The sequence below is a fragment of the Streptomyces montanisoli genome (assembly GCF_017813245.1).
In the GTDB taxonomy this organism is placed as follows: domain Bacteria; phylum Actinomycetota; class Actinomycetes; order Streptomycetales; family Streptomycetaceae; genus Streptomyces; species Streptomyces montanisoli.
This window is the reverse complement of the sequence record NZ_JAGIQL010000036.1, coordinates 28358-51009: the sequence shown is the minus strand read 5'-3', so window position 1 is coordinate 51009 and position 22652 is coordinate 28358. Positions and strand designations below refer to the sequence as shown.

At 71.9% G+C, this 22652-nt stretch carries 21 protein-coding genes, 1 rRNA gene and 1 riboswitch; of the genes, 18 read left to right on the top strand and 4 right to left on the bottom strand.

The window, feature by feature from the left end; all coding sequences use genetic code 11:
* The 11 genes from rrf to JFN87_RS11920 form a co-directional block, all read left to right on the top strand.
* Positions 1-73, top strand: a 5S ribosomal RNA gene (rrf, locus tag JFN87_RS34635); the annotation flags it as partial.
* Positions 74-216: 143 nt separating this feature from the next.
* Positions 217-825 (top strand): cardiolipin synthase ClsA, encoded by a 609-nt coding sequence (gene clsA / locus JFN87_RS11965; protein ID WP_209339972.1) that lies wholly within the window; start codon positions 217-219, stop codon positions 823-825.
* A 108-nt stretch (positions 826-933) separates the two neighbouring features.
* Positions 934-3429: a mannose-1-phosphate guanyltransferase gene (locus tag JFN87_RS11960; protein WP_209339971.1), complete on the top strand. Its 2496-nt coding sequence runs from the start codon at positions 934-936 to the stop codon at positions 3427-3429.
* A gap of 93 nt (positions 3430-3522) precedes the next feature.
* Positions 3523-4440: a DUF881 domain-containing protein gene (locus JFN87_RS11955; protein WP_209339970.1), complete on the top strand. Its 918-nt coding sequence runs from the start codon at positions 3523-3525 to the stop codon at positions 4438-4440.
* Positions 4437-4769, top strand: a complete 333-nt coding sequence (locus JFN87_RS11950; protein ID WP_030901291.1) for a small basic family protein — start codon at positions 4437-4439, stop codon at positions 4767-4769. Before JFN87_RS11955 ends, JFN87_RS11950 begins: the two co-directional genes overlap by 4 nt.
* A gap of 5 nt (positions 4770-4774) precedes the next feature.
* The gene (locus JFN87_RS11945) at positions 4775-5536 is read left to right on the top strand and encodes a DUF881 domain-containing protein (RefSeq protein ID WP_209339976.1); all 762 of its coding nucleotides are present in this window, start codon (positions 4775-4777) and stop codon (positions 5534-5536) included.
* 148 nt (positions 5537-5684) lie between these two features.
* On the top strand, positions 5685-6569 hold the full coding sequence (locus JFN87_RS11940) for a double zinc ribbon and FHA domain-containing protein (RefSeq protein ID WP_245179255.1): 885 nt from the start codon (positions 5685-5687) through the stop codon (positions 6567-6569).
* A gap of 14 nt (positions 6570-6583) precedes the next feature.
* A complete protein-coding gene (gene ftsR, locus JFN87_RS11935) occupies positions 6584-7330 on the top strand; it encodes a transcriptional regulator FtsR (protein ID WP_209339968.1) in 747 nt (248 codons plus the stop codon).
* Between the two features lie 53 nt (positions 7331-7383).
* Positions 7384-7857, top strand: a complete 474-nt coding sequence (locus tag JFN87_RS11930; RefSeq protein ID WP_006123076.1) for a bifunctional nuclease family protein — start codon at positions 7384-7386, stop codon at positions 7855-7857.
* 211 nt (positions 7858-8068) lie between these two features.
* Complete coding sequence (locus tag JFN87_RS11925; RefSeq protein ID WP_209339967.1) at positions 8069-8635, top strand: MerR family transcriptional regulator; 567 nt, start codon at positions 8069-8071, stop codon at positions 8633-8635.
* 53 nt (positions 8636-8688) lie between these two features.
* Complete coding sequence (locus JFN87_RS11920) at positions 8689-10053, top strand: DNA polymerase IV (protein WP_209339966.1); 1365 nt, start codon at positions 8689-8691, stop codon at positions 10051-10053.
* 43 nt (positions 10054-10096) lie between these two features.
* Here the strand turns inward: JFN87_RS11920 and JFN87_RS11915 are convergent, their stop codons facing one another.
* Positions 10097-10495, bottom strand: coding sequence for a PRC-barrel domain-containing protein (locus JFN87_RS11915; RefSeq protein ID WP_209339965.1), 399 nt, complete (start codon positions 10493-10495; stop codon positions 10097-10099).
* Between the two features lie 157 nt (positions 10496-10652).
* A riboswitch (glycine riboswitch) is annotated at positions 10653-10749 on the top strand.
* Positions 10750-10926: 177 nt separating this feature from the next.
* Between JFN87_RS11915 and gcvP the strand changes: the two genes are divergently transcribed.
* Positions 10927-13812 (top strand): aminomethyl-transferring glycine dehydrogenase, encoded by a 2886-nt coding sequence (gene gcvP / locus JFN87_RS11910; RefSeq protein ID WP_209339964.1) that lies wholly within the window; start codon positions 10927-10929, stop codon positions 13810-13812.
* Positions 13813-13926: 114 nt separating this feature from the next.
* Here gcvP and JFN87_RS11905 read toward each other — a convergent pair whose 3' ends face one another.
* The gene (locus JFN87_RS11905) at positions 13927-14133 is read right to left on the bottom strand and encodes a DUF5999 family protein (protein ID WP_209339975.1); all 207 of its coding nucleotides are present in this window, start codon (positions 14131-14133) and stop codon (positions 13927-13929) included.
* A gap of 353 nt (positions 14134-14486) precedes the next feature.
* A complete protein-coding gene (locus JFN87_RS11900; protein ID WP_209339963.1) occupies positions 14487-15089 on the bottom strand; it encodes a hypothetical protein in 603 nt (200 codons plus the stop codon).
* A gap of 654 nt (positions 15090-15743) precedes the next feature.
* On the opposite strand from JFN87_RS11900, the gene JFN87_RS11895 reads away from it, so the two are divergent.
* On the top strand, positions 15744-17276 hold the full coding sequence (locus JFN87_RS11895) for a glutamate-cysteine ligase family protein (protein ID WP_209339962.1): 1533 nt from the start codon (positions 15744-15746) through the stop codon (positions 17274-17276).
* Between the two features lie 111 nt (positions 17277-17387).
* Positions 17388-18191, top strand: coding sequence for a CPBP family intramembrane glutamic endopeptidase (locus tag JFN87_RS11890; RefSeq protein WP_372449221.1), 804 nt, complete (start codon positions 17388-17390; stop codon positions 18189-18191).
* Positions 18192-18225: 34 nt separating this feature from the next.
* On the opposite strand, the gene JFN87_RS11885 is transcribed toward JFN87_RS11890, so the two are convergent.
* Positions 18226-19059 carry a PhzF family phenazine biosynthesis protein gene (locus JFN87_RS11885; RefSeq protein ID WP_209339961.1) on the bottom strand — a complete coding sequence of 278 codons (834 nt, stop codon included), beginning with the start codon at positions 19057-19059 and terminating at the stop codon, positions 18226-18228.
* 138 nt (positions 19060-19197) lie between these two features.
* Here JFN87_RS11885 and JFN87_RS11880 point away from each other — a divergent pair, with 138 nt between their 5' ends.
* The 4 genes from JFN87_RS11880 to JFN87_RS11865 all read left to right on the top strand — a co-directional run bounded on the left by JFN87_RS11880 (position 19198) and on the right by JFN87_RS11865 (position 22464).
* Positions 19198-19833: a PadR family transcriptional regulator gene (locus JFN87_RS11880; RefSeq protein ID WP_209339960.1), complete on the top strand. Its 636-nt coding sequence runs from the start codon at positions 19198-19200 to the stop codon at positions 19831-19833.
* A gap of 173 nt (positions 19834-20006) precedes the next feature.
* The gene (locus JFN87_RS11875; protein ID WP_209339959.1) at positions 20007-20675 is read left to right on the top strand and encodes an O-methyltransferase; all 669 of its coding nucleotides are present in this window, start codon (positions 20007-20009) and stop codon (positions 20673-20675) included.
* A gap of 156 nt (positions 20676-20831) precedes the next feature.
* A complete protein-coding gene (locus tag JFN87_RS11870; RefSeq protein WP_209339958.1) occupies positions 20832-21371 on the top strand; it encodes a Clp protease N-terminal domain-containing protein in 540 nt (179 codons plus the stop codon).
* Between the two features lie 49 nt (positions 21372-21420).
* Positions 21421-22464 (top strand): EamA family transporter, encoded by a 1044-nt coding sequence (locus JFN87_RS11865; protein ID WP_209339957.1) that lies wholly within the window; start codon positions 21421-21423, stop codon positions 22462-22464.
* Positions 22465-22652: the final 188 nt, after the last annotated feature.

The window sequence follows — 22652 nt, the reverse complement described above, 5'->3', positions numbered from 1 at the left end:
CCCGGAAGCTAAGCTCTACTGCGCCGATGGTACTGCAGGGGGGACCCTGTGGGAGAGTAGGACGCCGCCGAACAATACGTTGCAAGAAAGTCGGGGAGGCCCGCACCACAGGTGCGGGCCTTTTCGCGTTTCGCCCCACCCCCGTTGCCCAGCGCGTTCACCCGTACAGGTAGGGTCAGGAGGCATCGTCGGCTCATTCGCACAGGAGGCCCCCGGGTGGAGGTCCAGGAGACCCGCGTCCAGACGAACCGGGTACTCACCATCCCCAACATCCTCTCCATGGCCCGCCTCGTCGGCGTGCCGGTGTTCCTGTGGCTGATCCTGCGCCCCGAGTTCGGGCAGTCCAAGGCCGACGGCTGGGCGCTGCTCGTGCTGGCGTTCAGCGGCATCAGCGACTACCTCGACGGCAAGCTCGCCCGGCGCTGGAACCAGATCAGCAGCCTCGGCCGGCTCCTCGACCCCGCCGCCGACCGGCTGTACATCCTTTCCACCCTCGTCGGGCTCACCTGGCGCGAGATCCTGCCCCTGTGGCTCACGACCGCCCTATTGGCACGGGAGCTCATGCTCCTCGTCATGGTGGGCATTCTGCGCAGGCACGGCTATCCGCCTCCCCAGGTGAACTTCCTCGGCAAGGCGGCTACCTTCAACTTGATGTACGCGTTCCCGCTACTGCTGCTCAGTGACGGAAGCGGGTGGCTTGCGTCACTCGCCGAAGTTTTCGGATGGGCGTTCGCAGGATGGGGTACAACCCTGTATTGGTGGGCAGGGATCCTCTATGTGGTTCAGGTCCGCCGGCTAGTCAGCGCCGACGCTGTGACTGATTGACCCGTCGTCGTGCCTTGCAGCGTTGCAAGGCCGCTTGCCTGGTCTCAGGTCTTTCTGTCAGGACGGGTGTCGTCGGCGAGACCGTCTCTTGAGGAGGACGCTTCCGACATGAAGGCCGTCGTAATGGCCGGTGGTGAAGGTACTCGGCTTCGCCCCATGACCTCCAGCATGCCCAAGCCGCTCCTGCCGGTGGTGAACCGGCCCATCATGGAGCACGTGCTGAGGTTGCTCAAGCGCCATGGATTGACCGAGACCGTGGTGACCGTGCAGTTCCTCGCTTCGCTCGTCAAGAATTACTTCGGCGACGGTGAGGAACTCGGCATGGAACTCACCTATGCCAACGAGGAAAAGCCGCTCGGCACGGCCGGAAGCGTCAAGAACGCGGAAGAGGCACTCAAGGACGACGCGTTCCTGGTGATCTCGGGCGACGCGCTCACGGATTTCGACCTCACCGACCTCATCGCCTTCCACAAGGAGAAGGGCGCGCTCGTCACGGTGTGCCTGACGCGCGTGCCGAATCCGCTGGAATTCGGCATCACGATCGTGGACGAAGAGGGCAAGGTCGAGCGCTTCCTGGAGAAGCCCACCTGGGGCCAGGTCTTCTCCGACACGGTGAACACCGGGATCTACGTCATGGAGCCCGAGGTCTTCGACTACGTCGAGGCCGACGCGTCCGTCGACTGGTCGGGTGATGTCTTCCCGCAGCTGATGAAGGAGGGCAAGCCGGTCTACGGCTACATCGCCGAGGGCTACTGGGAGGACGTCGGCACCCACGAGAGCTACCAGAAGGCCCAGGCGGACGTGCTCGAGGGCAAGGTCGACGTGGAGATCGACGGCTTCGAGATCTCGCCCGGCGTCTGGATGGCCGAGGGCGCCGAGGTGCACCCCGACGCGGTGCTGCGCGGTCCGCTGTACATCGGCGACTACGCGAAGGTCGAAGCGGACGTCGAGATGCGCGAGCACACGGTGATCGGCTCCAACGTGGTCGTGAAGGAAGGCGCCTTCCTGCACAGGACCGTCATCCACGACAACGTCTACCTCGGCACCCACTGCAATCTGCGCGGCTGCGTCATCGGCAAGAACACCGACGTGATGCGGGCGGCCCGGATCGAGGACGGCGCGGTCATCGGCGACGAGTGCCTGGTCGGCGAGGAGTCGATCATCCAGGGCAACGTCCGCGTCTACCCGTTCAAGACGGTCGAGGCGGGCGCGTTCGTCAACACGTCGGTGATCTGGGAGTCCCGAGGACAGGCGAACCTGTTCGGCGCGCGCGGCGTCTCCGGGATCCTGAACGTCGAGATCACCCCGGAGCTCGCCGTGCGGCTCGCCGGCGCGTACGCCACGACGCTGAAGAAGGGCTCCACCGTCACCACCGCGCGTGACCACTCCCGCGGTGCCCGTGCGCTCAAGCGCGCCGTCATCTCGTCGCTCCAGTCGAGCGCCATCGACGTGCGCGACCTGGAGAACGTGCCGCTGCCCGTGGCGCGCCAGCAGACCGCGCGGGGCAGCGCGGGCGGCATCATGATCCGTACGACGCCCGGCGTGCCGGACTCCGTGGACATCATGTTCTTCGACGAGCGGGGCTCCGACCTCTCGCAGGCAGGTCAGCGCAAGCTCGACCGCGTCTACGCGCGCCAGGAGTACCGCAGGGCGTTCCCGGGCGAGATCGGTGACCTGCAGTTCCCGTCGAGCGTGTACGACTCGTACACGGGCGCGCTGCTGCGCAGCGTCGACACCGACGGAATCGCCGAGGCCAACCTGAAGGTCGTGGTCGACGCCTCCAACGGCAGCGCGGGCCTCGTCCTGCCCAGCCTGCTCGGCCGGCTCGGAGTGGACTCGCTGACGATCAACCCGGGGCTCGACGAGTCCCGGCCCACGGAGACGCCCGAGTCGCGCAGGTCCGGTCTCGTGCGGCTCGGGGAGATCGTGTCCTCGGCGCGCGCGGCCTTCGGCGTCCGGTTCGACCCGGTGGGCGAGCGGCTGTCGCTCGTCGACGAGCGCGGCCGCATCATCGAGGACGACAGGGCGCTGCTCGTCCTGCTCGACCTGGTGGCCTCCGAGCGGCGCAGCGGGCGCGTGGCGCTGCCCGTCACGACGACGCGCATCGCCGAACAGGTGGCCGCCTACCACGGCACGCAGGTGGAGTGGACGACGACGTCGCCCGACGACCTGACACGCGTGGGCCGCGAGGAGACCACGATCTTCGGCGGCGACGGACGCGGCGCGTTCCTCGTGCCGGAGTTCAGCAGCGTGCTGGACGCCTCCGCGGCCTTCGTGCGCCTGATCGGCCTCGTCGCCCGTACGCAGCTCACGCTCAGCCAGATCGACGCCCGCATCCCGCGGGCGCACGTGCTGCGCCGCGACCTCGCGACGCCGTGGGCCGTCAAGGGCCTCGTGATGCGCACGGTCGTGGAGGCCGCGGGCGACCGGCAGGTGGACACCACGGACGGGGTGCGCGTGGTCGAGGCCGACGGGCGCTGGGTGATGGTGCTGCCCGACCCGGCCGAGGCCGTGACGCACCTGTGGGCGGAGGGGCCGGACGACGCCTCCGCGCAGGCGCTGCTCGACGAGTGGTCGACGATCGTGGACAGCGCGGGGCACTGACCCGCCCGCCGCAGGCGGCCGCCTGGCGGCCCCTGACCACGTGAGCGCACGTGGTCAGGGGCCGTTCGGTGGAGACCGTCGCGACATGCGACGATGTGCGGCATGCCGGAGCAGTCCCCCACACGGAGCAGCGCCGCGGGGCGTCCACGCCCCGACGCGTCCATGTCGCTGCTGACCAACGTGATGGACCACGCGCTCGACGACGGGTACGCCGAGGCGTCCGCCCGCAGGACGTCGGGGGCCGGGGGCCTGCCGCGCGGCGTGCGGGGCCGGTTGTGGCTCGGGGCCGGGCTGGTGCTCGCCGCGCTCGTGGTGACGCTCGGGGCGGCGCAGGCGCACCACGCGGCGCCCGTCGTGGCCAAGGAGCGGCAGGAGCTGATCGACCGGGTCGGCAGCGAGACGGCTCACGCGGACGACCTGGAGCACGACGTCGACGGCCTGCGCCGGGACGTCGCCCAGCGCCAGCAGGCGGCGCTGCGCCAACACGGGGGCGGCCGCGCCCCGTTGCTCTCCGTGCTGGCGGGCGCCACGGATGTGCACGGACCCGGCGTGAAGCTCGTCGTGGACGACGCGAAGGACACCGAGTCCGGGGGCGGCGCGAACCCGCGGGAGAACGCGGGCTTCTCCGACACGGGACGGGTGCGCGACCGGGACATGCAGCGCGTCGTCAACGGACTGTGGGCCGCGGGCGCCGAGGCCGTCTCCGTCAACGGCCAGCGGCTCACGTCGCTTTCGGCCATCCGCGCGGCCGGTGACGCCATACTGGTCGACAACAGGCCGCTGGCGCCGCCCTACACGGTGCTCGCCGTGGGGGACGGCGGGAAACTGGCGGCGAGGTTCAAGGGAAGCGCCGACGGCACGTATCTGGACACGCTGGCGAGCGACTTCGGTATCCGTGTGTCCCTGTCCGCGCAGGACGACGTGCGGGTTCCGGCCGCCCCGAGTCTGGTCCTGCGCGCGGCCAGGCCATTGAAGAGCGCAACAGGGAAGACAGAAGAGGGCACATCGTGATCGCCGTACTTGGCCTCGTCGTCGGAGTCGTGGTCGGGCTGTTCGTCCGTCCCGAGGTTCCCGCGGTGGTCGAGCCGTACCTGCCCATCGCCGTCGTCGCCGCGCTCGACGCGGTCTTCGGCGGCCTGCGCGCCATGCTCGACGGCATCTTCGTCGACAAGGTCTTCGTCGTGTCGTTCCTGTCGAACGTCGTGGTGGCCGCGCTGATCGTGTTCCTCGGCGACAAGCTCGGCGTGGGCGCCCAGCTGTCCACCGGTGTCGTCGTGGTCCTCGGCATCAGGATCTTCTCCAACGCCGCGGCGATCCGCCGGCACATCTTCCGGGCGTGACGCCGATGAGCACGCCTCGCACCCCTGAAGGACCCGACGCCCCGCGGCCCACCGGACGGCAGCGGCTGGCGGCCGGCCTCTGGCCGCCGCGCGTCACCCGCGCCCAACTGACCGTCGCCGTTCTGCTCTTCGTGCTCGGCCTCGGACTGGCCGTCCAGGTCAGGTCGCACAGCGACAACAGCGCGCTGCGCGGGGCACGTCAGGAGGATCTTGTCCGTATCCTCGATGAACTGGACAACCGAACCCAGCGTCTTGAGGACGAGAAGCAGGATCTCGTGGACCAGCGCACGGGACTGGAGAGCAGCTCTGACCGGGCGGAGGAGGCCCGCAAGCAGACACGTGAGAAGGAGCAGCAGTTGGGCATCCTCGCGGGGACCGCGGGAGCGCAGGGGCCCGGCATCACGCTCACGGTGAGCGACCCGCACCACGCCGTGGGGGCGGACATGCTGCTCGACGCCGTGGAGGAACTGCGCGCGGCGGGGGCGGAGGCCATCGAGGTCAACGGCGTGCGCGTGGTCGCGGATACGGATTTCACCGGAACGGGAGGCAGCATTCAGGTGGACGGCAAGGCGGTGTCGTCGCCGTACCGGTTCACGGCGATCGGCCGGCCGCAGGACCTGAAGCCCGCGCTCGGCATCCCGGGCGGCGTGGTACAGACGCTGGAGAAGGAGCAGGCCACGGCCACGGTGACCGGCTCCGACAAGGTCGTCGTGGACGCCTTGCGACCGGCGAAGCAGCCTGACTACGCTCGGTCGTCCTCCCGGTGAGCCGCGCGTGCATGTGGGAGGTTCGCTACGGGCAGGAGGTTGCGGGGGGTCGACGCATGATCAGCGCGATGTGTGGTGGAAACTGTTCGTTGTGTACGGACGCTGTCAAGATGTCCGGGTCGGCAGGCATGTTCAGTGATATGTCGTCCTGCCCCACGGGCGGGTCTGTTTCGGTCAAGGGGAATCGCCCGTGAAGTTGTTTGCGAAGTTGTTCGGCAGGAGCTCCCGCGACGAGGGCGGCAATGCCCGCCATCGCGCGGCGCGGCAGGCGCAGGGCGAGGGTGAGGAGCGGGGCGGCGACCGCCCGCTCTTCCGCGACCAGGTGGGCGGTCAGGAGGGCGGGGCGGGCGGCTACGGCGCGTCGCCGGTTGACCCCGCCGGGCAAGGGCGCATAGGTTTCGGGGAACCGTCAACCTCAAGTACGGGTGGAGACTTTCCCACCGCCTCGTTCGCGACCGACCCACGGGCGGGGCAGCCACGGCAGGAGGACCCCGCCATGTCGGCCCTGGTTTGTTCGAGATGCGGCCACCGCAACGCCGAATCCAGCAGGTTCTGCTCCAACTGCGGTGCGCCGCTGCGGGCCGGCGCTCCGGCCGAGCGCGCCGCTGAGACGACGTCCACCATCTCCATCTCCGGTCTCGAGGCCTACGACCCGGAGTCCACGGGCCAGACGCAGCTGCCGACGCTCAGCCCGGAGGCGCAGGCCGCCGTCGAGGCGCTGCCGTTCGGCTCGGCCCTGCTGATCGTGCGCCGCGGGCCCAACTCGGGCAGCCGCTTCCTGCTGGACGGCGAGCTGACGACGGCGGGACGCCACCCGCAGAGCGACATCTTCCTCGACGACGTGACGGTGTCGCGCCGGCACGTGGAGTTCCGCAGGGGGGCGGACGGCCTGTTCACCGTCTCCGACGTGGGCAGCCTCAACGGCACCTACGTCAACCGTGAGCGGATCGACTCGGTCCTGCTGGCGACCGGCGACGAGGTCCAGATCGGCAAGTACCGACTGGTCTTCTACCCGAGCCAGCGGGGCGCGTGAGCCGGAGAAGGGCCATGTCGCCCACGCCTCAGGGCGGTGCCGGCCACGGCACCGCCCGCGCGGGGGAGCAGCTCGTCAGCATCGGGTCGGTGCTCGGGAGGCTGCGCGACGAGTTCCCCGAGGTCACCATCTCGAAGATCCGCTTCCTCGAGGCGGAGGGGCTCGTGGAGCCGCGCAGGACGCCGTCCGGCTACCGCAAGTTCTCCCCGGAGGACGTGGAGCGGCTCGCGCTGGTGCTGCGCATGCAGCGCGACCACTACCTGCCGCTGAAGGTCATCAAGGAGCACCTGGAGGCGCTGGGCCGCGGCGAGCGGGTCGCACTGCCGGGTCCCCAGCGCGACCGCGACGACGACTGGCCCGCGCCCGCTGTGGCGGCCGCCGAGGAGCCGACCGCGGCCCGTGTCGGGCGCGCCGAGCTGCTGGCCGCGCTGGGCGTGGCCGAGCGCGAGCTCGCCGAGTGGGAGTCCTACGGCCTGGTGGCCGCCGGCCCTGACGGCGCCTACGACGCGGATTCCGTGGCCGTGGCCAGGCTGGTGGCGGATCTCGGACGCTTCGGGCTGGAACCGCGCCATCTGCGGGTCATGAAAGCGGCCGCGGAGCGCGAGGCCGGGCTCGTCGAGCAGGTGGTCGCGCCGCTGCGCAGGCACCGTAATCCGCAGACCAGGGCCCATGCGGAGGCCACCACGCGGGAGCTCGCGGGGCTGTCGGTGCGGCTCCACGCGGCCCTGGTCAAAACGGCGCTGAGCGGACAGTCACACTGATCCGGCCGGTGCCCGACTACCCAAACCTGCCGGGCACGTCCTAGGGTTGCTGTGTGAACGAGCTCGACGTTGTGGGTGTCCGGGTGGAAATGCCCTCCAACCAGCCGATCGTGCTCCTGCGCGAAGTGGGAGGCGATCGCTACCTCCCCATCTGGATCGGACCTGGGGAGGCGACCGCCATTGCCTTCGCCCAGCAGGGCATGGCGCCGGCGAGACCGCTGACGCACGACCTGTTCAAGGATGTCCTCGAAGCGGTGGGCCAGGAGCTCACGGAAGTGCGCATCACGGACCTCCGCGAGGGCGTGTTCTACGCGGAGCTGGTCTTCGCCAGCGGGGTCGAGGTGAGCGCGCGGCCGTCCGACGCCATAGCGCTGGCCCTGCGCACGGGGACGCCGATCTACGGCAGCGACGGCGTGCTGGACGACGCCGGTATCGCGATCCCCGACGAGCAGGAGGACGAGGTGGAGAAGTTCCGCGAGTTCCTCGACCAGATCTCGCCGGAGGACTTCGGGACCAACAGCCAGTGAGGCCGCCGGGTCGGCAGTGACTTCGCCGGGGCGGCGGTGACTCCGCCCCGGCCCGTCCACACCCAGGCAAATCCACGACCTTTTCCCTGTTTCGGGGCACGCTAAACCACCCTCAGGGTGATTATCACTCGGCGTGGCGAGTGCGGCGATCGTTGACGCACCCCGGGTGACTGCCTACCTTCGTGAAGGCAGGTCAAGGACGGAGGTCGGCGTGAGAAGCAGCGGCGACGGTACGGCGGTCAGCCCGTACCGGCTTCACGGCAGTTCGGTCGACCCCACCCACGAGGGTGTCGGGTACCGGGGACCGACGGCCTGCGCGGCGGCGGGGATCACGTACCGCCAATTGGACTACTGGGCGCGCACCGGGCTCGTGGAGCCGAGCGTCAGGCCCGCTTACGGGTCCGGCACGCAGCGGCTCTACAGCTTCCGCGACGTCGTCGTGCTGAAGATCGTCAAGCGGTTCCTCGACACGGGCGTGGCCCTGCAGAACATCCGGGCCGCGGTCCAGCACCTGCGGGAGCGCGGCTTCCAGGACCTCGACCGCATGACCCTCATGTGCGACGGCGCGACCGTCCACGAGTGCACGTCTCCCGACGAGGTCGTCTCGCTGCTCCAGTGCGGCCAGGGCGTCTTCGGCATCGCGGTGGGCGTGGTGTGGCGTGACGTCGAGTGCGCGCTCTCCCAGCTCCACGGGGAGCGGATCGACACCGGCGAGACGCTCGTCGGCAACAACCCCGCCGACGAACTCGCGCGGCGCCGCCGCGACCGGGCGGTCTGAGCCGCACCTGAGCGGGGGCGCGACTGTCAGACCCTTGCGGCAGCATCGAGGACATGAGACGCGCGCCGACCATCCTCCACCTGGACATGGACGCGTTCTATGCCTCGGTGGAGCAGGCGTCGAAGCCGAGCCTGCGGGGCAAGCCCGTGGTCGTCGGCGGCCTCGGGCCCCGCGGGGTCGTCGCGACGGCCTCGTACGAGGCGCGCAGGTTCGGTGTCCACTCGGCGATGCCGATGGCGCAGGCCAGGCGGCTCGCCCCGCACGCGGCGTACCTCGTGCCGCGGTTCCTGTTCTACCGCGCGATAAGCGGCCAGGTGATGGAGCTGCTGGGGCGGCTGTCACCGCTGGTGGAACCCCTCAGCCTGGACGAGGCGTTCGTCGACCTCGAGGCCGGCGGCACGGCCTTCGACGCGGCCGCGGCGCGGGCCACGGGGGAGGGGCTGCGCGCGGACATCAGGGCGGTGACGGGGCTGAGCGGGTCGGTGGGGCTCGCCGGTTCCAAGATGCTCGCGAAGATCGGCTCCGAGGGCGCCAAGCCGGACGGCCTGCTGCTGATCGAGCCCGGCACCGAGCGCGAGCTGCTCGGGCCCATGTCCGTGCGGGCCCTGCCGGGCGTGGGGCCCGCGACGGGGGACCACCTGAGGCGTGCCGGGATGACGACCGTCGCCCATCTCGCCGAGGCCGGGGAGGACGAGCTGGTGCGGCTCGTCGGCAGGGCGCACGGACTGTCGCTGTACCGGATGGCGCTCGGGCTCGACGACCGGCCCGTCGTCTCCGACCGGGACGCGAAGTCGGTGTCCGTGGAGGACACCTTCGACGTCGACCTGCACGACAGGGTGCGGGTGCGCGCCGAGGTGGACCGGCTCGTGGAGCGTTGCGTGGAGCGGCTGCGCGGGGCCGGACGCTCGGGGCGGACGGTCGTGCTGAAGGTGCGCCGCTACGACTTCTCGACGCTCACGCGCTCGGAGACGCTGCGCGGGCCCACGGACGACGGAGCGGTGGTGCGGGAGGCAGCGGGGCGGCTGCTCGACGCGGTGGACACGACGGGCGGCGTGCGGCTGCTGGGCGTCGGCGTGACGGGCCTCGCCGACTACACGCAGGAGGACCTCTTCGCCCAGTCGGGCACGGGCGCGGTGACGGAAGCGGTCGTCCAGGACGAGCCCTCGGCGGCCCCGGAGCCGCCGCCGGCCGCGCCACCCCCGGACATGGCCGAGGCGGCGCCGCGCCGCTACCCGGCCGGCCACGACGTGCGGCACGCGTCCTTCGGCCCCGGCTGGGTGCAGGGCAGCGGGGCGCGGCGGGTGACGGTGCGCTTCGAGCAGCCGGGCTCCGCGGTGGGGCGTGTGCGGACGTTCTGGCTGGACGACCCCGACCTGGAGCCGTCGGACCCGTTGCCGCTGATACCGGGCGCCGGGTAGCCCGGCGCACGCACCGCGGTACCCGCGGGGCTCCGCGCCGCCCTCAGTCGTCCTTGCCCGCCACCTTGCCGAAGTCGCGCTCCGCGTCCTTGTCCGTCATGGACGCGGGCGGCTCGGGCGGCCCGGCGGCGGGCAGCGTCAGTCCGTAGTGGTGGTAGAGCTGGAGTTCCTGCTCGGGCGAGAGGTGGCGGCCCACCCCGAAGTCGGGCGCCTGCTTGATCAGCGCGCGTTCGAAGGGGATCCGCAGCGTGTCGCCGACCAGGGCGCTCGGCGCCAGCGGGACGAACGCGTCCCTGCTGAACAGCCCCGTGCGGACGGCGGCCCACTCCGGCACGCCGGTCGCGTCGTCCAGGTACACCTCGTCGACCGTGCCGATCCTGTGTCCCTCGCGGTCGAGCGCCTTGCGGCCGATCAGGCTGCGCGGATCGATGTCTGTCTCCACGGTCCCTCCAACAGGTCGCAACCGCTCGCAACTGCTCCTGAATACTACGAAACGGCACTTCCGCGGGTGCGTCCACTCGGCGTCTCGCACCGTGGACCGCCGCCTTCGGCCGGAAATCCCCTTCCGGAGCGCCGCTGGTAGGCTGGCAGGCGGCCACTGACCCCGCGCGGGAGAGTCCCCCGGCAGCCCGCCGGAGGCGCCGAAGGAGCAAATCCTCCCCGGAATCTCTCAGGCACCCGTACCGCACGGACGAGGTCACTCTGGAAAGCAGGACGGACGCGACGGCATCCGCCCTCACCGACGGTGAAAACCGGACCGCTCACGTCGCGGGCCGGTGAAGCTCTCAGGTCCATGACAGAGGGGGAGCCCGTCCGGGTGCCACTGCCGAGTGGCACCCCACGCAGGTCGCGTCGACCAGGAGGCCTCCGCACATGACCGCCCACCGCATGACGCTCGCACAGCTGGAGCGCGGCACCCCCTTCGAGCACCGCCACATCGGACCCGACGCCGCATCCCAGGCCAAGATGCTGGCCCACGTCGGCTACGGCTCGCTGGACGAGCTGACCGCGGCCGCCGTGCCCGACGTGATCAAGAGCGCCGAGGCGCTGAACCTGCCGGAGGCACGCACCGAGGCCGAGGTGCTGGCCGAACTGAGGTCGCTCGCCGACCGCAACCAGGTCCTCGCCCCGATGATCGGCCTCGGCTACTACGGCACGTACACCCCGCCGGTGATCCTCCGCAACGTGCTGGAGAACCCCGCCTGGTACACCGCGTACACGCCGTACCAGCCCGAGATCTCCCAGGGCCGCCTCGAGGCGCTGCTGAACTTCCAGACGATGGTCGCCGACCTGACGGGGCTGCCCACCTCGGGCGCGTCGCTGCTGGACGAGGGCACGGCGGCCGCCGAGGCGATGGCGCTCGCGCGGCGCGTCGGCAAGGTCAAGGAGGGCGTCTTCCTGGTCGACGCGGACGCCCTGCCGCAGACCGTCGCCGTCATCCGCACCCGCGCGGAACCGGCCGGTGTCGAGGTCGTCGTCGCGGACCTGAGCGAGGGCATTCCCGCGGACGTCGCCGAGCGCGGCGTCTTCGGCGTCCTGCTGCAGTACCCGGGCGCCTCGGGCGCCGTGCGTGACCCGCGCCCCGTGATCGAGCGGGCGCACGAGCTCGGCGCGGTCGTCACGGTCGCCGCCGACCTGCTCGCGCTCACGCTGCTCACGCCGCCCGGGGACCTGGGCGCGGACATCGCCGTCGGCACGACGCAGCGCTTCGGCGTCCCCATGGGGTTCGGCGGCCCGCACGCCGGCTACATGGCCGTCCGCGACCGGTTCGCTCGCAGCCTGCCCGGACGCCTCGTGGGCGTCTCCGTGGACGCCGACGGGACCAAGGCGTACCGGCTCGCGCTGCAGACCCGCGAGCAGCACATCCGCCGCGAGAAGGCCACCAGCAACATCTGCACCGCGCAGGTGCTGCTCGCCGTCATGGCCGGCATGTACGCCGTCTACCACGGGCCCGACGGCCTGCGGGACATCGCGCGCCGCACGCACAGGTACGCGACCGTCCTCGCGGCGGGGCTGCGGGCCGGCGGCGCCGAGGTCACGGAGGACGCCTACTTCGACACGATCACCGTGCGCGTGCCGGGCAGGGCCACGGAGATCGTCGCCGGCGCGCGCGAGGGCGGCGTCAACCTCCGCCTGGTCGACGGCGACCACGTCTCCGCCGCCTGCGACGAGACCACGGGCCGCGCCCAGCTCGCCGCCGTGTGGGCCGCCTTCGACGTGCACGCCGACATCGAGGCGCTGGACGAGCAGGCCGCCGACGCGCTGCCGGGCGACCTGCTGCGTGACGACGAGTTCCTGACCCACCCGGTCTTCCACCAGCACCGTTCCGAGACGGCCATGCTGCGCTACCTGCGCCGCCTGTCCGATCGTGACTACGCGCTCGACCGCGGCATGATCCCGCTCGGCTCCTGCACGATGAAGCTCAACGGAACCACCGAGATGGAGCCGATCACCTGGCCGGAGTTCGGCGCACTGCACCCCTTCGCGCCCGCCGAGCAGGCGCAGGGCTACCTCACGCTCATCCGCGAGCTGGAGGAGCGCCTCGCCGAGGTCACCGGCTACGACGCGGTCTCCCTCCAGCCGAACGCCGGTTCGCAGGGTGAGCTCGCGGGCCTGCTCGCCGTGCGCGCCTACCACCGCGCGAACGGCGACACCGGCCGCACGGTCTGCCTGATCCCGTCCTCCGCGCACGGCACCAACGCGGCGAGCGCCGTGATGGCCGGCATGAAGGTCGTCGTCGTGAAGACCAGCGGCTCCGGCGACGTCGACGTCGACGACCTGCACGCGAAGATCGAGCAGCACGGCGACGAGCTGGCCGTCCTCATGGTCACCTACCCGTCGACGCACGGCGTCTTCGAGGAGCAGATCGGCGACATCTGCGCCGCGGTGCACGACGCGGGCGGCCAGGTGTACGTGGACGGCGCCAACCTCAACGCCCTCGTCGGCCTCGCCAAGCCGGGCCGCTTCGGGTCGGACGTCTCGCACCTGAACCTGCACAAGACGTTCTGCATCCCGCACGGCGGCGGCGGCCCCGGCGTGGGTCCGATCGGCGTGCGCGCGCACCTCGCGCCCCACCTGCCCAACCACCCGCTGCAGTCCGCGGCGGGCCCCGACACGGGCGTGGGCCCGGTCTCGGCGGCGCCATGGGGCTCGGCCGGGATCCTGCCGATCTCGTGGGCGTACGTGCGGCTGATGGGCGGGGAGGGCCTGGCCCGCGCCACGCAGGTCGCGGTGCTGGCCGCCAACTACGTCGCCAAGCGGCTCGAACCGCACTACCCGGTGCTCTACACGGGCCCCGCCGGGCTGGTCGCGCACGAGTGCATCGTCGACCTGCGGCCGCTGACCAAGGCCACCGGCGTCACCGTCGACGACATCGCCAAGCGCCTCATCGACTACGGCTTCCACGCGCCGACCATGTCGTTCCCCGTCGCCGGCACGCTGATGATCGAGCCGACCGAGAGCGAGGACCTCGCCGAGCTCGACCGGTTCTGCGCGGCCATGATCGCGATCCGCGCCGAGATCGAGAAGGTGGCGGCCGGCGAGTGGCCCGCCGACGACAACCCGCTGCGCAACGCGCCGCACACCGCGGCCGCGCTGGGCGGCGACTGGTCGCACCCCTACGGCAGGGACGAGGCCGTCTTCCCGGCCGGCGTCTCCGCGGCCGACAAGTACTGGCCCCCGGTACGGCGCATCGACGGGGCCTTCGGCGACCGCAACCTGGTCTGCTCGTGCCCCCCGCTCGACGCGTACGACCACTGAGCGGCGCGGCGGCGGCCGTATGACAGCGAGGGCCCCGGCACGGAGCATGCCGCTCCGGGCCGGGGCCCCCTCGCGTGCGCCCGCGCGTGTCCGCGGACGGTCATCGGCGCCGCGTCAGGCTGCCGTGACGATCCGATCGGTACGCGCCGGCCTGTGCGGGCCGATCACCTGACCGTCCGGCAGCAGTTCACCGGTGTCCTCGAACAGCACGACGCCGTTGCACAGCAGGCTCCAGCCCTGTTCGGGGTGGCTCGCCACCGGGCGGGCCGCCTCGCGATCGGCGGAGTCGGAGGTGGGACAGGCTGGCTGGTGCTGGCACATGTGCGGGTTCTTTCGCTGCGTTGTGGTGACTGCCGGGCGCCGCTGCTGCGATCGCCCGCCCTGCGTGGAATCCATGGCGTCCCCCGTCCTTCGTTGTCCGGACCCAGTGTTCTCCTCCGGAGAGCGATCCGGGGGTATTTCAGCGCAGTACGTTGCCGACGGACCAGAACCGTGCCGCGGACGAGCGCGCCCTCACCGGTGGGACGGGCAGCACAACTTACCGCTCCGGCGCGATGGTTGGCGAACCGTGACCCGGGCGCGCAGGTGGCCCTGGACGCGGCGGCCGCCCTGGCGGCACGCGAAACCGCCCCGCGGCGGGGCCGCGGGGCGGGCGGGTCGCGCAGTGTCGCGCGTCAGACGGGCGTGCCGAGCAGGGGCGGTGGTACGGGAGCGAGCCGCAGGCCGATCAGGGGCAGCAGTTCCGTGGCGTGATGCGGCCGGTGCGCCGCGAATCCGGGAGGCGCGGGCGCCAGGGGCACCATCAGGTCGTCGGGGGACACCCCGCCGGCGGCGGGGTCGGCGGCCGCGTCGGCGTGCAGCCACAGCGTCAGCATGTACAGGCCGGGAATGGACAGCAGGCGCGGCTGGTAGGCCGTCTGGAGTGCTTCCGCCTGGCGCAGGGCGCGCTCCGTCGCCGTGACGTAGGGGCCCTCGAAGAACCGGGAGAACGCCCAGCCGTCGGCCGTGAGCACGGTGTCGGCGGCGGCCACCGGGCGGTCGCCCGCGTGGATGACGAACCGCCAGCCCGTCAGGCGGGTGCCCGGCGCGCTCTGCGCGCCGGCGAGTCCGGCCGGCGCGTCCAGCACGTGCAGGGGCAGGGAAAGCTCAGGGCTCAGCGGCCCGGCCGCGGAACGCAGCGCGGGGGTGGGGGCCTCTCGTACGGCGGTGGGGGAGCCGAGGGCGGTGAGAACGCTGCGCAGGGCGGGTGCGGGTACAGGAGGAACGTGCAGCGGCATAGTGGGTTGCCTCTCGCTCAGGAGACAGGGTGCAGCGCGGGTCGCGTACGGAGGTGCGGGACGGCTCTGTCGGCATGCGGGCTCGGAGGGTGATCCGGGTTCTGGCGCCTTGCGCCCGCTTTCCACCTCGTCCGCGAAGTTTATACGACGCGTGTTCACACAATGTTTCTTCTAGCCGTCGCCCGTATTACGCGCAAGCCGCTATTCGGCCGGATTTCCGAGGCCTTTGGCTGGACGTAATATGAACGCCTCGCCGCTGGCCTGCGGCGACCCCGCTCCCGCGGACGGCCGAAACGCGTCCCCGTCTTTTTGCGCCCTATTGCGGTCGTACCGGCACTCTCATGCCAGGCCGTTATGCCGGAGGCACATGCGTTTTCCTGGCACCCGTTTCCCGCCGTGGGACCGCCTGCATGTTTATGCTAACGGCCCCAACCGTATGCCGTAAGGGTGCGATCTCCGGAGCGCTCTCCGGGAACGTGCCCCGCGCATGCACGCGACGCACGTGTGCCGCGAATGTGCCATGCGGCCGTACCCGCGGTCAGTCTAGCGGCCGCGAGCAGCGCGCGGCGGGCGTTAGGGATCGACGCGGGTGGGCATTATCGAGCGAGACGCGCGCGCCGGTCGCGGGCGATGCACGCCGAGGAGGGCACGTCGATGGGTGAGAAGGTCGAGGCGGCCGGCTTTGACCTGGCAGGCCGCGAGCAGTACCGCAAGAGGCTGCGTCAGTGCCTCTCGGTGCTCGGCAGGCTGCTCGCCGAGAAGCGTTTCGACAAGCCGAGGAATCTGATCGGCCTGGAGATCGAACTCAATCTCGCGGGCTCCGACGGTCTGCCGCGGATGATGAACCACGAGGTGCTCAGCCGTATCGCGAGCCGCGATTTCCAGACCGAGCTCGGCATGTTCAACCTCGAAGTGAACATCGCACCGCACCGGCTGCACGGCCGCGTTCTCGACCAGCTCGCCGAGGAGCTGCGCGCCGGGCTCGGATATGCCCACCGCAAGGCCGAGGAGGTCGACGCGGGAATCGTGATGATCGGCATCCTGCCGACCCTCGGCCATCACGACGTCGGCTCGGGGAGCCTGTCGGCGGTCGACCGCTACACCCTCCTCAACGACCAGATGCGGGCCGCGCGCGGTGAGGACTTCCTCCTCGACATCGAGGGCGAGGAGCGGCTGGTCGCCACGTCCCCCTCGATCACGCCCGAGGCGGCGTGCACGTCCGTGCAACTGCACCTGCAGGTGACGCAGGAGCGGTTCGCGGACGTGTGGAACGCGGCGCAGGCCGTGGCGGCGGTGCAGATCGCGCTCGGCGCCAACGCGCCGTTCCTGTTCGGCAAGGAGCTGTGGCACGAGTCGCGTCCTCCCCTGTTCACCCAGGCCACCGACGTGCGCCCGCCCGAGCTCCAGGTCCAGGGCGTGCGCCCGAGGACCTGGTTCGGCGAGCGCTGGATCGACTCGCCGTACGACCTGTTCGCGGAGAACCTGCGGTACTTCCTGCCGCTGCTGCCGATCATGTCCGACGAGGACCCGCAGAAGGTGCTCGACGACGGGGGAGTGCCCGCCCTCCAGGAACTGGCGCTGCACAACGGCACGATCTACCGCTGGAACCGTCCCGTCTACGAGGTCTCCGAGGGCGTGCCGCACCTGCGCGTGGAGAACCGCGTGCTGCCCGCGGGCCCGACCGTCACCGACGTGATCGCCAACGCCGCCTTCTACTACGGGCTCGTGCGCGCGCTCGCGGAGGAAGCGCGCCCGGTGTGGCGGCGCATGCCGTTCTCGGCCGCGGCGGAGAACTTCGACGACGCCTGCCGGCACGGCATCGGCGCCGAGCTGCGCTGGCCGCGCCGCGCCAGGTCGGCCGGGCTCGCCACACGCCCCGCCGTCGACCTCGTACGCGACGAACTGCTGCCGCTCGCCGCGGCCGGACTCGACGCCTGGAACATCGAGCCCGCCGACCGCGACCTCTACCTCGGCGTGATCGAGGAGCGGTGCAACCGGTCCATGAACGGCGCGGCGTGGCAGGTCGGGACGTTCCACCGGGCGCTCGACGCGGGCCTCGAGCGCGACGCGGCCTTCGCGGCGACCACCCGCAGGTACTGCGAGCTGATGCACCACGGCAGCCCCGTGCACACCTGGCCCGTCGGCTTCCCGGGGCCGGCGGAGACGGGGCGGCTGCCCACCGGGTAGCCCACGGCTGCCGCCGGGTCGCGGCGGTGGGCGCACAGCCGCCGGGCGTAACTTGTGCACGTCGGCACCCGCGCCGGCGTGCGACGCGAACGCGTGACCCCGGAGGCCGGTGTGCAGGTGGAGGCAGTGTCCGTGACCGATCCCAGCACCGGCGAGACGACGCTCACGCACAAGGTGCTGCGCACCGAGACCGTGATCGTCCTCGCGCTCTCCCTCGGCGCGAGCGGGGTCTCCGCCCTCATCAGCTTCGTCGGCTCCGTCACCAAGGGCGGCTCGCTGAATCAGCAGGCCGCGCACCTCAACGCCTCGGCGGCGCCAGGACGGCCGTGGCTCGACCTCACATGGCAGCTGTTCGGCATCGCGACGGCCCTCGTGCCCGTCGCGCTCGTCGCGTACCTGCTGATGAGGGAGGGCAGCAGCCTGCGCGCGATCGGCTTCGACCGGCGCAGGCCCTGGTTCGACCTCGGCTGGGGCGCGGCGATCGCCGCGTGCGTCGGCGGCGTCGGCATCGTCTTCTACCTGTTCGCGCAGGGCTCGGGCGCCAACCTGACGGTGGTGCCCGAGTCGCTGCCCGGCGTGTGGTGGAAGTACCCGGTGCTCGTGGTCTCCGCCGTGCAGAACGCGGTCCTCGAAGAGGTCGTCGTGGTGGGCTACCTGCTGCGGCGGCTGGACAGGATGGGCTGGTCGCCGCTGGCCGCGCTCGCGGGGAGCGCCGTGCTGCGCGGCTCGTACCACCTCTACCAGGGGCTCGGCGGGTTCGTCGGCAACATGGCGATGGGCGTCGTGTTCGTGCTCCTCTACCGCAGGTGGGGGCGGGTGGGGCCGCTGGTGGTCGCCCACTCGCTGATGGACGTGGGCGCTTTCGTCGGGTACGCGCTGCTCGCCGGGCACGTCAGCTGGCTGCCGACGCTCTGAGCGCCCGCGCCGGCATCCGCGCCCCTGGGCGCCGTCAGCGCGGCTCCGGCGGCGCGGCCAGCAGCTCGCCGTCGATCACCGTGACCGCCCGGCCGGTCAGCAGCGTCCGGTCGCCGCTGAGCGTCGTGCGCACGAGACCGCCGCGCGCCGACGCCTGGTACCCCGTCAGCACGTCCCTGCCGAGCCGCCCGGACCACAGCGGTGCCAGGGCGGTGTGCGCGCTGCCCGTGACCGGGTCCTCGGCGATCCCCACGCCGGGGAAGAAGCCGCGCGAGACGTAGTCGTAGCCGCGTGAGGGGTCCGCGGCGGCGGCCGTGACGATCACCCCGCGGTCCGAGAGCCTGACCAGTGCGTCGTGATCGGGCGTCAGCCCGCGCACCGTGCGCTCGTCGGCCAGCTCCACGAGCAGGTCCCCGATGTGGCCGGCCGTGTCGTGCACCGACACCGGCTCCGCGCCCAGCGCCTCCGCCGTGCCGTCGGGGGCGGCGACGGGCGTCAGCGTCGATGTGGGGAAGTCCAGCGTGTACGAGCCGTCCTCGTGCGCATGCGCCGGCAGCACGCCGGGCCGCGCCGCGAACCGTACGGGGCCGGCGGCGCGCCCCGTCGTGCGCAGGACGTGTGCCGTGGCCAGGGTGGCGTGGCCGCACAGCGACACCTCGGTGGCCGGGGTGAACCAGCGCAGGGCCCAGTCGGCGGCCCCGCCGGGCGGCAGCGGATGGGCGAAGGCGGTCTCCGACAGGTTCACCTCGGCGGCGACGTCCCGCAGCCACGGGTCCGGGGGGAAGCGGTCGTGGTCGAGCAGGACCACGCCTGCCGGGTTGCCGCTGAAGGGGCGATCGGTGAAGGCGTCGACGATTCGGATGCGCATGGCACCGACCGTAGGCGGCGCGCCCGTGACGCCGCCACGGCCGGAGGGTTGTCGTAAGCGTGTTTCCGATATATCGTTGACGCATCGCGACCGATCAAAGATCGTACGTCTAGATCTTGTGTCAGAAGGAGAACCACCATGTACGGAGCACAGCAGCACCACGGACACGGACGTGGACACGAGCACGGCCCCGGCTTCGGGCCAGGACCCTGGGGCGCGGGACCGCACGGGCGCGGGGGCATCGAAGGACTGCGCGCCGCCTTCGGCCAGTTCGGGCCTCCCTTCGGAGGGCCGTTCGGCGGGGGCGGGCGGGGCGGCGGACGGGGGAGGGCGCGCCGCGGCGACGTACGCGCGTCGATCCTCGCGCTGCTCAAACAGCGCCCGATGCACGGCTACGAGATGATCCAGGAGATCGGCGAGCGCAGCGGCGGGGCCTGGCGGCCCAGTCCCGGCTCGGTCTATCCGACCCTTCAGATGCTGGAGGACGAGGGGCTCATCGAGAGCCGCAGTGAAGGCGGCAAGAACCTGTTCACGCTGACCGAAACGGGCCGCACGGAGGCCGAAGGGGTCCCCGAGGCACCGTGGGAGGACGCGGGCCGCGGCATCGACTGGGAGACCATGAACGAGATCCGCCAGGCCGGGTTCGGCCTGATGGAGGCGTTCGGCCAGGTCTGGAAGACCGGCAGCACCGAGCAGCGGCAGAAGGCACTCGCCGTCATCAACGAGACGCGCAAGAAGCTCTACCTGATCCTCGCCGACGGCGACGAGGACTGACCCTCCTCGGCCCACCGCCACCGGCGACGGGGGAGCGACGGGGGATGGACGGGGGAAAGGGCCCCGCGGCCTTGGCCGCGGGGCTCTTCCGCATGCCGAGCGCGTATACGGTTCATCCGGGGGCGGGCCATCAGGCGTCGCTCGGGCACCGACGCAACCGACGGAGCAGACACATGGCGCAGCCGCAGTGGACCGCTGTCGACGACTACTTCACCGACCACCTCGTCGGAGAGGACGAGGCGCTCAGGGCGGCGCTGGACGCGAGCGAAAAGGCCGGACTGCCGCCCATCAACGTCGCACCCAACCAGGGCAAGCTGCTGCAGCTCATCGCCCAGATGCACGGCGCACGGCGCATCCTGGAGATCGGCACCCTCGGCGGCTACAGCACCATCTGGCTCGCCAGGGCCCTGCCCGAGGACGGCCACGTCGTCACCCTGGAGGCCGACTCGCTGCACGCCGACGTCGCGCGCGGCAACCTCGCCCACGCGGGCCTGGCGGGCCGCACCGAGGTACGGCTCGGGCCGGCGCTGGACACGCTCGCCGCGCTCGCCGCAGAGGGGGCCGAGCCGTTCGACCTGGTCTTCATCGACGCCGACAAGCCCAACAACCCGCGCTACCTGGAGTGGGTGCTCAAGCTCACCCGCCGCGGAAGCGTGATCATCGGCGACAACGTCGCACGCGGCGGGGCCGTCGCCGACAGCGACTCCACCGACCCCTCCGTGCGGGGCATCCGCGCCTTCGTCGAGCTCGCCGGGAGCAACCCGCGGCTGTCCGCCACCGCGGTCCAGACCGTCGGCACGAAGGGGCACGACGGATTCCTGCTGGCGCGCGTCATCGCGTGACGCCCCTCGGGGGCCGTACTCCGCGATCTCCTTCGCAGGGATGACTCCGCGCCCCGGCCTGCCCACCCACTGACGGACGTGCGGATGGACCTCTCCGGGGATGTTTTCACGCCATCGAGGTGGTGTGGTGGCAGTGTGCTACCTCCCAGCCCGCGGATGCCCGAAGCGCCCGCCGCCCTCCGTGCCGATCTCGATGCCCACCTGACGGTGGAACTGGCGTCGGTGGTCTCCGGCGCGCGCAGGCGGGCCCATCGGGACGGCGACGGGCAGATCGACACCGCGCACCTGCTGCACTCGCTGATCGAGTCCGACCCGGAGGTGCGCGACGCGTTCGCCAGCGGCCCGGGGATCGCCCGGGTCCTCGGCTACCTGGTGCAGCGGAGCATCGGCTACGGGCTGCGCTGGCAGGGCACCGTCGAGGACTCGGGCGCCGTGCCGGTCGTGGTGCCCGGCGCGCCGGGCGGCTGGTCGCCGCCCGCTCTCAGCGCCATGGAACGTGCGCTGGAGCGCGCGGCGCGCCGCGGCGCGAAGGCGGCGAGCGGCACGGACCTGCTGGCGGCTCTCGCCGCCGACCCGGAGTCCCGCGCGGTGGAGGTGCTCACCCGCGCCGGGACCGACGCGGCCGAGCTGGCCGCCCGGCTCGGCCGGTCCACCGCGTCCCCGGGTGTGGACGCCGGGGAGTGGCCGCCGTTCTGACAGGCGTCACCGTACTGACGCTCCTGACGTCTGCTGTCATGATGGCGCCATGCGTGTCACCCAGAACCCCACCGGCAGGGGCACGAGCCTCGGCCTCGCGCTGGTCTCCGCCGTCGCGTTCGGCGGTTCCGGCGTGGCGGCCAAGCCGCTGATCGAGGCGGGCCTCGACCCGCTGCACGTCGTGTGGTTGCGCGTCGCGGGCGCGGCCCTGGTGATGTCGCCCGTGGCCTGGCGCCATCGCGCGCTGGTGCGCCGCCGGCCCGCGCTGCTCGCGGGATTCGGGCTCTTCGCGGTCGCCGGTGTGCAGGCGTGCTACTTCGCCGCCCTCTCCCGCATCCCCGTCGGTGTCGCCCTGCTCGTGGAGTACCTCGCGCCCGCGCTCGTGCTGCTCTGGGTGCGGTTCGTCCAGCGGCGCGCCGTGACACGGGCCGCGGCGCTCGGCGTAGTGCTCGCGGTGGCGGGGCTCACGTGCGTGGTGGAGGTGTGGGCGGGGCTGCGCCTCGACCCGCTCGGACTGCTGCTCGCACTCGGCGCCGCCTGCTGCCAGGTCGCCTACTTCGTGCTGTCGGACCACGGCAGCGACGGCGCCGACGCGGCCGACCCGCTGGGCGTCATCGCGTACGGCCTGCTGTGCGGCGCGCTGGTGCTGACGGCTGTGGCGCGGCCCTGGCGGATGCGATGGCAGGTGCTCGGCGGGAGCGCGGCCATGGACGGCACCCAGGTGCCCGCAGTCCTCCTGCTCGGCTGGATCGTGCTGGTCGCCACCGTTCTCGCGTACATGACCGGTGTGGTCTCGGTGCGCAGGCTCTCGCCGCAGGTGGCCGGGGTGGTCGCATGCCTGGAGGCGGTGGTCGCGACCGTGCTGGCGTGGGTGCTGCTCGGCGAGCACCTGTCGCCGCCTCAGCTCGCGGGCGGGTTCGTGGTGCTCGTCGGCGCGTTCGTCGCGCAGTCGAGCACGCCGGGCAAGGCACCGGGGGCCGAGGTGGCGCGGGGCGCGGGCCCGGCGGCCGACGGTGCCGAGACGCACGGCGGCGGTGCGGAAGGACCGGCCGCGCCGGTGGAGCGGTTGTCCGGCGGCGGACACGGAACGTAGGCTGCCGACCATGCATTCGACCGTGCTGCCGCCGCCCGTCGCCTGACGCGGGCGCAACACACCGACGAGGAGATGGCCCGGGCGCGCCCCGGGCGGTTCGTCGCTGCCCGCGTGCCGGAGCAAGCGACCGATCACCGCTCTTCGTCCACGGAGTACACACGTGTCGAGTTCACCCTCCGTCTCTCCCT

What these genes read in the sequence shown, in the direction of transcription:
- JFN87_RS11865 (WP_209339957.1), top strand. Translation starts at nt 21,421, where the DNA reads ATGCGTGTCACCCAGAACCCCACCGGCAGGGGCACGAGCCTCGGCCTC.
- JFN87_RS11905 (WP_209339975.1), bottom strand. Translation starts at nt 14,133, where the DNA reads ATGTGCCAGCACCAGCCAGCCTGTCCCACCTCCGACTCCGCCGATCGC.
- JFN87_RS11955 (WP_209339970.1), top strand. Translation starts at nt 3,523, where the DNA reads ATGTGCGGCATGCCGGAGCAGTCCCCCACACGGAGCAGCGCCGCGGGG.
- JFN87_RS11960 (WP_209339971.1), top strand. Translation starts at nt 934, where the DNA reads ATGAAGGCCGTCGTAATGGCCGGTGGTGAAGGTACTCGGCTTCGCCCC.
- JFN87_RS11945 (WP_209339976.1), top strand. Translation starts at nt 4,775, where the DNA reads ATGAGCACGCCTCGCACCCCTGAAGGACCCGACGCCCCGCGGCCCACC.
- JFN87_RS11870 (WP_209339958.1), top strand. Translation starts at nt 20,832, where the DNA reads ATGCCCGAAGCGCCCGCCGCCCTCCGTGCCGATCTCGATGCCCACCTG.
- gcvP (WP_209339964.1), top strand. Translation starts at nt 10,927, where the DNA reads ATGACCGCCCACCGCATGACGCTCGCACAGCTGGAGCGCGGCACCCCC.
- JFN87_RS11885 (WP_209339961.1), bottom strand. Translation starts at nt 19,059, where the DNA reads ATGCGCATCCGAATCGTCGACGCCTTCACCGATCGCCCCTTCAGCGGC.
- ftsR (WP_209339968.1), top strand. Translation starts at nt 6,584, where the DNA reads ATGTCGCCCACGCCTCAGGGCGGTGCCGGCCACGGCACCGCCCGCGCG.
- JFN87_RS11895 (WP_209339962.1), top strand. Translation starts at nt 15,744, where the DNA reads ATGGGTGAGAAGGTCGAGGCGGCCGGCTTTGACCTGGCAGGCCGCGAG.
- JFN87_RS11920 (WP_209339966.1), top strand. Translation starts at nt 8,689, where the DNA reads ATGAGACGCGCGCCGACCATCCTCCACCTGGACATGGACGCGTTCTAT.
- JFN87_RS11880 (WP_209339960.1), top strand. Translation starts at nt 19,198, where the DNA reads ATGTACGGAGCACAGCAGCACCACGGACACGGACGTGGACACGAGCAC.
- JFN87_RS11900 (WP_209339963.1), bottom strand. Translation starts at nt 15,089, where the DNA reads ATGCCGCTGCACGTTCCTCCTGTACCCGCACCCGCCCTGCGCAGCGTT.
- JFN87_RS11875 (WP_209339959.1), top strand. Translation starts at nt 20,007, where the DNA reads ATGGCGCAGCCGCAGTGGACCGCTGTCGACGACTACTTCACCGACCAC.